Raw genomic sequence first — 12423 nt, forward strand, 5'->3', positions numbered from 1 at the left:
TGGAGATGCGCGGCCTGGTCCGGGCGGGGGCCGACCGCTGGGCGGGCATCGGCCAGGGCCGCTTCGCGCTCGCGCACCGCATCCCCACCGCGGTCGTCCCCGGTACTCCGGCAGTCTGCGAGACGGGCCCGCGCCGGGTCACCTACTTCTGGCGCTACCCCGGCGACGGTTCGCTCGTCGCCTGGCGGGCCGGCCAGCAGGGCGTCCAGGGCGGCCTGATGGGCCTCGGCGGTGCGGGCGGTCGCGGGGCCCCGGGCGTCGCGCGGGCCGACCTGGGCGGCTACGACTGCACGGTCCTCGCGCAGACCGGCGCCGAGGGCGACATCGAGGTCACCGCCTACGTCACCGAGAACGAGGGCTACGGCACCTGGTGGGCCTCCCTCGGCGGCCGCGGCGCGTACGCACCCCAGGTGGCGGTCGACCACTCGGGCCGGATCGTCGTCGCCGCGTTCGACGCGGACGGCTCCCTGGTCTGCACCCGCCAGGACACCACGCAGCAGGGGCTGGTGTTCGGCCCGTGGGAAACGGCCTGAGCCGGGCCCGGGCCGCCGCCGACGCCGGGCGTCAGGCCTGCCGCGGCAGCGGGGTCCGCTGGAACACCTCGATGCTGAACCCGCCCGTCTCCGTGTAGTACGCCGCGGCGGCCAGCTCCATGCCCCGCGCACCGGGCGCCGCACCGACCGGCACCGGCACCCGGGCGGTCGTGTCCAGGTCCCCGGAGCGCTTCGGCCCCAGCCGCACCTCCTGCGTCACGCCCTCGAACCCGACCGAGAGGTACACGTCCCAGGTGCCCGGCGGCAGCGGCCAGCCGCCGGCGGTCTGCGCCAGGTTGACCCGTGCCGAGAACCGGCCCATCGCCCGCGGCTTGCCCTTGGCGTTGGTGAGAGTGTCGTCCCGGCGGGCCGTCACCGCGTAGCTCTCCTGCGCACCGCTCGTCCGCTCCCGCAGCACCACCCGCGTGGTGCGGTCCTTCGTCGACAGCTGCTCGTAGAAGGCGAAGCCCTCCAGCGCCAGCATCGGTCCTTCCCACCGCGCCTTCTGGAGCTGGTGGGTGACCGTCATGTCGCCCGTGATGTCGAACAGTTCGTCCGCGAGGCCCACCTGCGGGTCGCGGAAGAAGGGCAGCGTCGTGTACACCCGCCCGTTCTCCACCGTCTTGCGCACGGCCGGCCGGTCCTTGTCCGCCTCGAAGGCGGCCATCCGCTGCGCCTCGGCGAACCGCCCCTGCGCGAGCAGGGCGAACCGTACGGCCACCATGCGCGGCAGCAGCGCCAGCGCGCCCGGGGAGGCCTGGGTGCGCAGCACCTCGGCCGCGGCCCACAGCGCCTGGTCCCGCTCCGCCGGATCCGTGTCGGCCAGCAGCGCGGCCGCGGTCGCCTTGCCGAGCTCCACTTCCAGGTGGCGGGACTGGAGCTTGTCCCGGCGAGGCCCCTCGGGCAGCTGCGCGGCGACCAGCGCCAGCATCCGGGAGGCCAGGGCGACCCGGTCCGGCAGGGTGGCGCGGGAGGCCGGGGAGGGGCCCTTGACCACGCAGGTCGCGTCCCCGACCACGGAGACGTTGTCCGCCCCGATGAAGGCGCCGGCGGTGAACGCCTGGTCGTCACCGACCACCATGTCGGTGGGGAAGGCCAGCCCGCGGCGCTGCAGCAGACTGGTGCGGAACAGCTTGTCCGGCGTCAGCGACCAGTACACGCGAGAGGCGTGGAGATCGGCGTACGCCTGGTTCTTGCGGAACATCGACGTCGCCACCGTGTGGCGGCCGGAGCTCTCCAGCTTGCCCAGCACGACGTCGGCCTCGTTGGCGTCGGCCGCCGCGACCATCCGCTCCAGCGCGTCCGGCGCCAGCCGGTCCGTCGCCTCCAGGAAGATGACGTACCGTCCGCGGACCTGGCTCAGCGCCCAGTTGCGGGCCGCGGCCGGGCTCAGTCCCTGAGAGACCTGCCCCACGCGGACGAACGCGGGGTACTGGTGGGCCGCGCGGGCCAGGACGGACCCGCTCTCGTCGGTCGAGCCGTCGTCGACGCCGATGACCTCCAGCCGGTCCGTGCCGATGGACTGCACGAAGACGGAGGCCAGGCACGCGTCGAGCGCGGCGGCCTGGTTGGAGACGCGGACCGCGACGGTCACGTCCTTGACGTCGGTGGGGCGCACGGCGGCGGTGTTCATGGTCCTGTGTTCCTCATCGGTTCCGCGCGGTCTGGTCGGGCCGGGGCCACGGCATCTCCCCGCTGAGCTCGGGCCACTGCCAGGGCCGCACGGCGGCGTCCGCGGGCTGCTGCGGGAAGGCACCCGGGATGTGCTCCAGCGAGCCCACGAAGACGTTCACGTGGGAGGTCTGCTGACCTGCCGCCGCGGTGGCCACCATGTACTCGAACCGGTCGTAGCCGGTGAATCCCGCGGCGGGCGTGTAGGTGACGCTGCCGTCGTACGACAGCTGCGCGTGCCCGGCGCGCGGCTGGGTCACCGAGACCGCCGTGCTGCCCGGCGGGGCCGCCGACAGGACGTTCACCGTGCCCGGCCGGCCCGGGGCGGTCGCGATCCGCAGGCCCCGGGGGGCGAGCGGGCGCAGCGGGACCGGGTCGGCGGCGAGCCGCCCCGTCCGCACCAGCTTGAGACCCGATGCGTCCGGGACGCCCACCAGGATCTGCGGGCGGATGCTGCGGGCCGCCGCGGTGGCGCCCACGCGCAGGTGCAGGACGCCGTTGACGGTTTCCCCGGAGTCGGCGCGGATCCGGTACCAGCGCTGGCGCGGGAAGTACTCCAGCCCCTCCACGCCCAGGATCTCGCCTACCTCGACCAGCGGCTGGACCGGCAGGTACGCGCAGCCGCGCGGGGCGCCGCCGTCGGGGGCCACCGAGAGGCCGAACCGGACCGTCTCGCCCGGGGACGCCCCCCGGCGCGGGTCGGCCGAGGTGTACAGGGCCGCGTACACGACGCCCTGGGACGGGCCGGCGCCGACGGCCCGGCCCTGGCAGAGGAGATTCACGCGCGGGCCTCCTGGGGTACTGCGGGTTCGGACACCCGGGACGTGGTGCGGTGGTGGTGCGCCGCCTCGTCCGCCCAGCCCAGCTCCGCGTACGCGAAGCCGCGGCGGTCGAGGTCGCGGATCCAGCGGGCCGGTACGACGCCCTGCTCGGCGAGGCTGCGGACGACGAACCGGGCGCACTCGACGGCGCCCTCGGCGCGCAGCTGGGCATTGTCGCCGTCCTGGACCTTCTCCAGCAGCGGTTCACCGCGGCGCAGGTGGACGAAGGCGCCCTTGGACGCGTCGGGGCCGAGCTCCTCCCACCACTGCCGGCTCTGGCCGTACAGGTCGACGACGGGCACGAACTCGTCGTCGGCGAACTGCCGTGCGGCGAGCGGGTGGTCGCCCATGGAGCGGATGAGGTTCCCGTGCGCGTCCAGACGGCGACGCTCGAACGGCAGCACGATGGCGGGATGGGCCTGCCGTTCGCGCGCGCCGTGCACGTACGCCGCAAGGTGCTCCTGGAAGTCGGCGAACGGCTCGGTGCCCAGCGCCGGGTCCGGCTTCCCGTCCGCCTGGTCGAACGTGATCAGCAGATGGTCACCGGGCTCCAGGTGGTCCAGGATCCACTGGAGCCACCCGCGCTCGCGGAAGCTCTTGGAGCTCGCGCGGACGCGGGCGCAGTCGACGACCTCGACCGCGTCCGTGAGGAAGAGCGGCAGCCCCTGCGCCCAGCCCGCCGTCGGCAGGCAGTCATCGGGCCGGCCGGCGGCCTGGGAGCCGCCGGCCACGAAGATCTTGGGACGGCGGCCGTGCTGCTGCGCTCCGGGTGCGTACGTCACGCCTAGACCCCCTGGTCCTCCGTGGTCGCGATCAGGACGGACGCCAGCGCGGCCTCGAAGCCCGAGCGCTGCGCCGGCGTCGTGGTCGGGTCCTGCTTGCGCACGTCGATGACGTGCCCGGTCATCTCGGACAGCAGGACGTCCAGCGAGGTCAGGGCGACCGACTCGGACGTGAGCAGCGAGGCCGAGGGCTCCTGGCCGAACGCCTTGGTGCGCATCGGGGTGGCGGTGCGCTCCGGGTTCACGCAGTTGACGCGGATGCCGTCCTCGGCCCACTCGTCGGCGAGGGCCTGGGTCAGGTTGACCATGGCGGCCTTGGTCGAGGAGTACAGGCTGTACTCGGCGCGGCCGCGCGTGTAGCTGCTGGAGGTGAAGAGCAGCAGCTGGCCCTGGGTCTCGCTGAGGTACTTGTACGAGGTCCGGGCGATGTGGACGGGGGCGAGGTAGTTGACCTCCAGCGCCTCCCGGATCGTGTCGTCGTCGGCCTCGTCGAGGCGGCCGACGCGCAGCACGCCCGCCGTGTTGACGACGTAGTCGATGCGGCCGGTCTCGGCGTAGGCGTGGGCCAGGGCCTCCTCGACGTGGGCGAGGTTCTCGACGTGCGTGCCGGTGGTGGAGCGCCCCAGGGCGAACACGCGGGCGCCGAAGCCCTCGGCGATGCGGGAGATGTCGGCGCCGATGCCGTACGAGCCGCCGAAGACCACCATCGTCTTGCCGGCCAGCTGCTCGCGGTACGCGGCCTCGCCGGCCTGCGCGGGCGCGGCGTGGGAGGCGAGCTGGAACAGCTTGTCGGCGATGAAGACGTCGACGGGCTGGGTGACCTTCATGTTGTAGTCGTCGCCGGTGACGATGTGCACCGGGACGTGGGGCAGGTACTTGACGACGACCGAGCAGTCGTCGGTGGCCTGGAAGAACGGGTCGGCGGCGGCCCGCTCGTACGCGGCGCGGATCGTGGAGAGGTGGAAGCCCTGCGGGGTCTGGCCGCGGCGCAGCCGCGAGCGGTCCGGGACCTCGGTGATGAACTCGCCGTCGTTGCCGTGGGTGCGGGTCACGATGACGGTGTCGGAGGAAGGGATGGCGACGTCGACGGCCTGGTAGCGCTCCAGGGACTCGACGCACTCGCGCACCACGCGCTGCGAGAGCAGCGGGCGGACCGCGTCGTGGAAGAGGAGGTTGCAGTCCTCGCCCTCGCCGAGCCCGGCGGCCGCGGCCTCGATGGCGATCCGGGTGGTCTCGCTGCGGGTCGAGCCGCCGGCCAGCACCTGCGTGACCTTGCCCAGCTTCGCCCGTTCCACGATGCGGCGGGCGTCCTCCACGTACGCGGGCGTCATCAGGAGGATCACCTCGTCGACGTCCGGGGCGTTCTCGAAGACGTGGAGGGTGTGCTCCAGGATCGGCTTGCCGGCGATCTTGAGCAGCTGCTTCGGTATCTCGAGTCCGATGCGCTGGCCGGTGCCCCCGGCGAGTATGACGGCGACGGTGCGGTGGGGGACGGGCCTGGAGGACAAGGCTCCTTCTTCCTGAGTGAGGGTAAGGGTGCGGCACGGCGGTCGGGGGAGGAGGACGGGAAGCGGGCGGCGCGGCTCGAGCACGGGGGAGGTCCGGCTACACGGGGTGGGGGACCTGCTCCGGGTACTCGATGGGGAAGTCGCGCAGCCCCCGCCGGTAGAGGTTGTTGGCGGCCGCGTTGAAGCGGACGATGCTGGGCGGGTACTCCTCGCCCAGGAGGTATTCCTTCAGCTGCTCGCGGTAGGGCGCCATGACGTCCTCGCGCGGGTTCAGCGTCGCCTCGATGGCCTCCGCCAGACCGTTGCAGTCGCCGTCGAGCAGGTACGAGGCGTAGGCCGTGCGCTGCTCGTTGCGGAACTGGTCGTCGGGCAGGCCGTCGAGGTTGAAGATCGCGTACGGCTTCAGGGTCGCGACGAAGTCGGAGACGACGCTGGACATGTCGCCGATGAGCAGGTCGGACTGGTTGAAGCAGTCGTACAGGGCCGGGATCCGCTCGGTCACCACGTGGTGCGCGCCGTCGGGGACGGCGTTCCAGTACAGGGACCCCGCCTGGTTGCGGCTGCGCCGGATGCGCGCGGTCCGCTCCTCCTCGGTGAGGTCCGGGTACTTGGAACGGACGCCGCGCTCGGAGAGGTCGGCGATGCGCTGGTCGATCCGCGCGAGCTTCTTGGCGGCGGCCTTGGAGTCGGTGAGGTTGCGGCCGAAGCGCCGGGCGTTGTCCTCTTCGAGGAGGGCGATGACGCGGCGGTGCGCGGCGCCGGCCTCGGCGGAGCGCGATCCGGTCAGCGGGTGCGGCTTGTAGATGATCCGGATGTCGCGGTCGTAGTCGAGCAGCGCCTTGATCAGCTTCTCGCCGGCCGGGATGACCGAGGTGTAGCAGGCGTCGTCGGTCCAGCCCTCCCAGGTGGGGGCGTAGATGACGGTGGGAACGGGGTTCGCGACCCTGCCGGTCCAGCGGTGCAGGGGCATCAGCTGGGGGCGGCCGACCTCGACGATCTGGTGGTGCGACACGGCGTGCTTGATGCGCTCGTAGCGGTCGCGGCCGGCCCGGCCGGCCACCCAGATCTCGTCGAAGACCTTGCTGACCCGGTTGCTGCTCGCGAGCTTGTCGCTGTCGCCGTGGCCGATGAAGACGTGCTTGACCTCGGCGCGCTGCAGCATGTGCACGTTCTTGCCCGCGTTGCCGGGGTAAAGGGCGACACGGAGTTCGTTCATCTCGATACGTGCGAGATTGTCCGCTTTCGGAATGCAGATGACGGGGACCGAGGTCGCGTCCAGGTAGCGCAGGGTGGCCCGCTCGCGGAGCACGATGATGGGCCGCAGCTCCAGCGCCTCCAGCGACTCCAGCCACATGTTGACCTGGTACATGAAGTCTTTGGAGACGGCGGCGAACGTGAAGTAGAGGGCGACCTGGGGCCGGTATTCGGCCAGCTGGTAATTGAGTTCCTCGATGGCCTCGTCGGTGGTGGGCAGCTTGAGCGCGTTGCGCGCGTCGGGCACCAGCACCAGCAGGGAGAAGTAGGCCAGGAAGACCGTGGTGATCATGCCGTACGTGACGAAGCGCCAGTCGTCCGTCGCGATGGTGGCGAGCGCGCCGGCCACCAGCGGGATGTCCAGGTGCAGCGTCTTGCGGACGTGCTTGTTCATCAGGAACGGGTGCGGCATGCGGCGGATGCCGAGCGCCTCCAGGTCCAGTCCGCGCGTGGTGAACGGCAGCTCGTTGCGCATCTTGCGGACGTGCTTGAGGAGCGCGCCGTACGCGAGCTGGAGGATGAACAGCAGGAGCAGGCCGATGGTGGTCATCTGCGCCACGAACGACTCGATGTCGGCGATGGCCCCGCACAGGCCCAGCAGCAGGAACTGCCGGATGAGGAAGCGCATCGTCAGGCCGAAGCGCGAGTCGCGCAGCTTCTCGAGCGTCGGCGACTCGGTGTTGTGGAGCATCAGGTCGGCGACGTAGCTCAGCGCGGCACAGCCGGCGAACAGGGGGAGGGAGACGAACGCGACGGCGACCAGCATGCCGATGAAGCTGAGGATGAGCCCAGAGGTGATCAGAACGCCGAGTGCGCCGCGCAGCCGCTTGGAGCCCATGGTGCGGTGCCTCCCCCGTGGAGGTATAAGGATGCTGTGAAGTGTCGCAGTAGTATAAGCAGCCGTATGGATGGCCGAAAAACGCCGGGTTAACTCACGGCCAACGTTCTCAGGCTGTGAAGCGATACAGCGCCAGCTCGCGCCGGTCCTGCGTCTTCACCGAAAATCCGATGACCAATGCCGGCCGTCCGCCGGCCATGGAGATCGCGATTCCCTCGGGCTCCCGGTACACCAGATCCCGGGCCACCGTCACGTGGTGACGTCCCTGTGCCTTGCCGGTGCGCACGTCAATTGCGGAGACGTAAGTATTTCCGCCGGACTTCCGCGGATTGTCGCCCTTGTCGCCGGTGTACGGGCCGCCGGTCAGCACGTAGACGTGGTCCCCGTACAGGGCGCAGCCCTGGAACCACTCCTCCTGCTTGACCTGCACCCCGGCCTTGATGACCTGCGCGGCATCGAAGCGCCCCGCCAGGAAATCGGCCATCCCGTACACCGAGAACCGGTGCACGCCCTCCTCCTCGTGACTCACCAGCACCCGCTCGCCCGGCAGGTCGAGCGCGGGGCAGACGTCCGTGGAGCCGGGAACCGGATCGAAATGGTGGACGGAGTCGTCGGCGCTGTCGAGGACCGATCCGTCCTTGAACGGCACGCGGACCACGGTGCGTCCGTAGCCGCGCTCCGCTTCGGCGCGGCCCTCCACCCATATGTACGTGCGCTGGCCCGTCGGCTCGACACCACAGGAAATTCCGTGGCCGAAGCCGCGCAGATACATATGCCCGAGGGTTTTTCCCGAACTGCTCAGCCGCGTCACGCACATATCGCCGGAAGACTTGCGGTCCGCCGAGTCGACCGGCTCCTCCTCGTCGTCGAGCCGGATGCCGTCCTGAACGGTCTGCAGTGTGTAGACCTGGCCGTTCGTGTCGTCGAACGCGAACGACTGCGGTCCCGTCGTATTGAACAGCGGGGTCGAGGCGAGCAGTTGCGAACCGGTCCGCATGTCGAACTCGCCGGCCAGCGGCGGTACGTCGGCGTCCTGCTCGCCGGTCCCGGCGCGCAGGGCCCAGGAGAGACCGCCCGTGGTGAGGGCGGCGGCCGCCGCACCACCTGCGAAGAGCAGGCTCCGGCGGCTGAAAGGTGTCTTGCCATCCGCCATGGACCGTATTCTGCCAGCCCGTACGGGCGCCTCCGGCGCCGGGTCCGGCCGCGGAACGACGGACGCCCGCCCCCGTGCAAGGGGACGGGCGTCCGGTGCGTTCAGCCTCAGGCCGGGATGCTCGCCAGGCCGGGGGCGAGGAACTTCTTGCCGTTCACGCGCTCCGAGACGCCTTCGCGGTCCAGGTACGGCGTGATGCCGCCCAGGTGGAAGGGCCAGCCGGCGCCCGTGATGAGGCAGAGGTCGATGTCCTGGGCCTCGGCCACGACACCCTCCTCCAGCATCAGGCCGATCTCCTGCGCCACCGCGTCCAGGACGCGGTCGCGGACCTGCTCCTCGGTCAGGACCGAGTCGCCCTGTACCAGGAGGGCGGCGACCTCGGGGTCCAGCTCCGGCTTGCCGGAATCGTAGACGTAGAAGCCGCGCTTGCCGGCCTTGACGACCGCAGCAAGGTTCGGGGAGACGGTGAAGCGCTCCGGGAAGGCGCGGTTCAGGGTCTCGGAGACGTGCAGACCGATCGCCGGGCCCACGAGCTCCAGCAGCACCAGCGGGGACATCGGCAGGCCGAGCGGCTCGATGGCCTTCTCCGCCGTGACGACCGGGGTGCCCTCGTCGATGACGTTCTGGATCTCGCCCATGAAGCGGGTCAGGATGCGGTTCACGACGAACGCCGGGGCGTCCTTGGTGAGGACCGCGGTCTTCTTCAGCTTCTTGGCGACGCCGAAGGCCGTGGCCAGCGAGGCGTCGTCGGTCTGCTCACCGCGGACGATCTCCAGCAGCGGGAGGATCGCGACCGGGTTGAAGAAGTGGAAGCCGACCACGCGCTCCGGGTGCCGGAGCTTGGAGGCCATCTCCGACACCGACAGCGAGGAGGTGTTGGTGGCGAGGATCGCGTGCGCCGGGGCGACCGCCTCGACCTCCGCGAACACCTTCTGCTTGACGGACATCTCCTCGAACACGGCCTCGATGATGAAGTCCGCGTCCGCGAAGCCCTCGGCCTTGTCCAGGACACCGCTGACCAGGGCGGTCAGGCGGTTGGCCTTGTCCTGGTTGATGCGGCCCTTGCCGAGCAGCTTCTGGATCTCGGCGTGGACGTAGCCCACGCCCTTGTCCACGCGCTCCTGGTCGATGTCGGTGAGGACCACCGGCACCTCCAGGCGGCGCAGGAACAGCAGCGCCAGCTGCGAGGCCATCAGGCCCGCACCGACGACGCCGACCTTGGTGACCGGACGGGCCAGGGACTTGTCCGGGGCGCCGGCCGGGCGCTTGGCGCGCTTCTGGACCAGGTTGAAGGCGTAGATGCCCGAGCGCAGTTCGCCGCCCATGATGAGGTCGGCCAGGGCCTTGTCCTCGGCGTCGAAGCCGGCCTGGAGGTCGCCGTCCTTGGCCGCGGCGATGATGTCCAGCGCGCGGTAGGCGGCCGGAGCGGCGCCGTGCACCTTGGAGTCCGCGATGAAGCGGCCCTTGGCGACGGCCGCGTCCCAGGCCTCGCCGCGGTCGACCTCGGCGCGGACGACCTCGGTCTCGCCGGTGAGGACCCGCGCGGTCCACAGGAGCGACTGCTCCAGGAAGTCGGCGCCCTCGAAGATCGCGTCGGCGATGCCGAGCTCGAAGACCTGCTTGCCCTTGAGCTGGCGGTTCTGGTTCAGCGAGTTCTCGATGATCACCGAGACCGCGCGCTCCGCGCCGATCAGGTTCGGGAGGATGGCGCAGCCGCCCCAGCCCGGAACCAGGCCGAGGAAGACCTCGGGCAGCGAGAAGGCCGGGATGGCCTTCGAGACGGTGCGGTAGCTGCAGTGCAGACCGACCTCGACACCGCCGCCCATCGCCGCGCCGTTGTAGTACGCGAAGGTGGGGACGGCCAGCGCCGAGAGGCGCTTGAAGACGTCGTGGCCGCCCTTGCCGATGGCGAGCGCCTCGTCGTGCTGCTTGAGCAGCTCGACACCCTTGAGGTCGGCGCCGACCGCGAAGATGAACGGCTTGCCGGTGATGCCCGCGCCGACGATGGAGCCCGCGAGGGCCTCCTGCTCGACCTGGTCGATCGCGGCGTTCAGGTTGGCCAGCGACTGCGGGCCGAAGGTGGTCGGCTTGGTGTGGTCGAAGCCGTTGTCCAGCGTGATGAGCGCGAAGCGCCCGGCGCCGAACGGCAGGTCCAGGTGACGCACGTGCGCGGACGTGACGACCTCGTCCGGGAACAGCTCGGCCGCACCCTTCAGGAGCTCGGCGGTGGTGCTCACTTGGAGTCTCCCTCGGCGTTGAAGTGCGGGTTCTCCCAGATGACCGTGGCGCCCATGCCGAAGCCGACGCACATGGTGGTCAGGCCGTAGCGGACGTGCGGCTGCTCCTCGAACTGGCGGGCCAGCTGCGTCATCAGACGGACGCCGGAGGAGGCCAGCGGGTGGCCGAACGCGATCGCGCCGCCGTACTGGTTGACGCGGGCGTCGTCGTCGGCGATGCCGTAGTGCTCGAGGAAGGCGAGGACCTGGACGGCGAACGCCTCGTTGATCTCGAACAGGCCTATGTCCTCGATGGACAGGCCGGCCTGGGCGAGGGCCTTCTCGGTGGCCGGGATCGGGCCGTAGCCCATGACCTCCGGCTCGACACCCGCGAAGGAGTACGAGACGAGGCGCATCTTGACCGGGAGGTTGTTCTCGCGGGCGAAGTCCTCGGACGCGATGATCGCGGCGGTGGCACCGTCGTTGAGACCGGCGGCGTTGCCCGCGGTGACCCGGCCGTGCGTACGGAACGGGGTCTTCAGGCCGGCCAGGTTCTCCAGCGTGGTGCCCGGGCGCATCGGCTCGTCGGTGGTGACCAGGCCCCAGCCCGTCTCACCGGCCGCCTCGTTGGTGTTGCGCACCGAGATCGGGACCAGGTCCTGCTGGATCTTGCCGTCGGCGTACGCCTTGGCGGCCTTCTCCTGCGAGCGCACGGCGTACTCGTCGGCGCGGAGCTTGGTGATCGTCGGGTACCGGTCGTGCAGGTTCTCGGCGGTCATGCCCATGAACAGGGCGGACTCGTCGACCAGCTTCTCGGAGACGAAGCGCGGGTTCGGGTCGACGCCCTCGCCCATGGGGTGGCGGCCCATGTGCTCGACACCGCCGGCGAGGGCGACGTCGTACGCACCGAAGGCCACACCGCCCGCGACGGCGGTCACGGCGGTCAGCGCGCCGGCGCACATGCGGTCGATGGAGTAGCCCGGGACGGACTGCGGCAGGCCCGCGAGGATGCCGGCGGTGCGGCCCAGCGTCAGACCCTGGTCACCGATCTGCGTGGTCGCGGCGATGGCGACCTCGTCGATCTTCTTGGGGTCCAGGTCCGGGTTGCGGCGCAGCAGCTCCCGGATCGCCTTCACGACGAGGTCGTCGGCGCGGGTCTCGTGGTAGATGCCCTTCGGGCCCGCCTTGCCGAACGGGGTGCGGACGCCGTCGACGAAGACGACGTCCCTGACGGTACGAGGCACGTTGGCTCTCCTCCAGGTGCGGGTGTGCACTGCTGCGCGGGGGCGGCCCATCGCTGAGCGCCCGCTCACCCGGCCATGCTACTTGCCGGTAACCGGAGTGGACACCCCCTCCGGGAGGAGCGGCGAACGTCACACTCGCGTCACGCTCCGCCCGTGGCTCCGCCCCCGCCGCCGCGCGCCGTCGGCCGCACGCACCCCGCGGTGCCGGGGCCGGGTGCTGCGCCTGCGTGCAGGCGCCCCGGGCCGCGCCCGGCCTTCCGGGACTCCGCCCCGGGCCCGGCGTCCCGCACGCCGGCGGGGCCGGAGGCGGTCGGGGGGGGGGGGCGCGCCGCCGCCCGCCCCCCCACCCCCCCGCAACGGCGCGCACGCGGGCAGCGGCAGCGGCAGCCGACGCGACGCCGCG

At 71.3% G+C, this 12423-nt stretch carries 8 protein-coding genes and 1 pseudogene; 1 reads left to right on the forward strand and 8 read right to left on the reverse strand.

The genetic code is table 11. The features are described from left to right. A pseudogene (locus ACFXA3_RS08970) lies at positions 1–533 on the forward strand (hypothetical protein); the annotation flags it as partial. A 31-nt stretch (positions 534–564) separates the two neighbouring features. Here the strand turns inward: ACFXA3_RS08970 and ACFXA3_RS08975 are convergent. The 8 genes from ACFXA3_RS08975 to ACFXA3_RS09010 all read right to left on the reverse strand — a co-directional run bounded on the left by ACFXA3_RS08975 (position 565) and on the right by ACFXA3_RS09010 (position 12020). After that, complete coding sequence (locus ACFXA3_RS08975) at positions 565–2166, reverse strand: glycosyltransferase family 2 protein (RefSeq protein ID WP_385183998.1); 1602 nt, start codon at positions 2164–2166, stop codon at positions 565–567. 13 nt (positions 2167–2179) lie between these two features. Then, complete coding sequence (locus ACFXA3_RS08980) at positions 2180–2986, reverse strand: Ig-like domain-containing protein (RefSeq protein ID WP_385184000.1); 807 nt, start codon at positions 2984–2986, stop codon at positions 2180–2182. After that, entirely contained in the window at positions 2983–3807 is an 825-nt protein-coding gene (locus tag ACFXA3_RS08985; protein WP_385184003.1) for a hypothetical protein, read from the reverse strand. The genes ACFXA3_RS08980 and ACFXA3_RS08985 overlap by 4 nt, the downstream gene beginning before the upstream one ends. A gap of 2 nt (positions 3808–3809) precedes the next feature. Continuing rightward, on the reverse strand, positions 3810–5315 hold the full coding sequence (locus ACFXA3_RS08990; protein WP_385184005.1) for an SDR family NAD(P)-dependent oxidoreductase: 1506 nt from the start codon (positions 5313–5315) through the stop codon (positions 3810–3812). 97 nt (positions 5316–5412) lie between these two features. Next, the gene (locus ACFXA3_RS08995) at positions 5413–7407 is read right to left on the reverse strand and encodes a hypothetical protein (RefSeq protein ID WP_385184008.1); all 1995 of its coding nucleotides are present in this window, start codon (positions 7405–7407) and stop codon (positions 5413–5415) included. Positions 7408–7516: 109 nt separating this feature from the next. Next, positions 7517–8560, reverse strand: a complete 1044-nt coding sequence (locus ACFXA3_RS09000; RefSeq protein WP_385184010.1) for a signaling protein — start codon at positions 8558–8560, stop codon at positions 7517–7519. 107 nt (positions 8561–8667) lie between these two features. Beyond that, complete coding sequence (locus tag ACFXA3_RS09005; protein ID WP_385184013.1) at positions 8668–10797, reverse strand: 3-hydroxyacyl-CoA dehydrogenase NAD-binding domain-containing protein; 2130 nt, start codon at positions 10795–10797, stop codon at positions 8668–8670. Further along, on the reverse strand, positions 10794–12020 hold the full coding sequence (locus tag ACFXA3_RS09010; protein WP_376008462.1) for a thiolase family protein: 1227 nt from the start codon (positions 12018–12020) through the stop codon (positions 10794–10796). Before ACFXA3_RS09010 ends, ACFXA3_RS09005 begins: the two co-directional genes overlap by 4 nt. Positions 12021–12423: the final 403 nt, after the last annotated feature.

The organism is Streptomyces sp. NPDC059456 (assembly GCF_042750055.1).
In the GTDB taxonomy this organism is placed as follows: Bacteria; Actinomycetota; Actinomycetes; order Streptomycetales; family Streptomycetaceae; genus Streptomyces.

Bases quoted from the DNA above. Each gene is read 5' to 3' on its own strand.
- ACFXA3_RS08975 (WP_385183998.1), bottom strand. From the start codon at position 2,166: ATGAACACCGCCGCCGTGCGCCCCACCGACGTCAAGGACGTGACCGTC.
- ACFXA3_RS08995 (WP_385184008.1), bottom strand. From the start codon at position 7,407: ATGGGCTCCAAGCGGCTGCGCGGCGCACTCGGCGTTCTGATCACCTCT.
- ACFXA3_RS09000 (WP_385184010.1), bottom strand. From the start codon at position 8,560: ATGGCGGATGGCAAGACACCTTTCAGCCGCCGGAGCCTGCTCTTCGCA.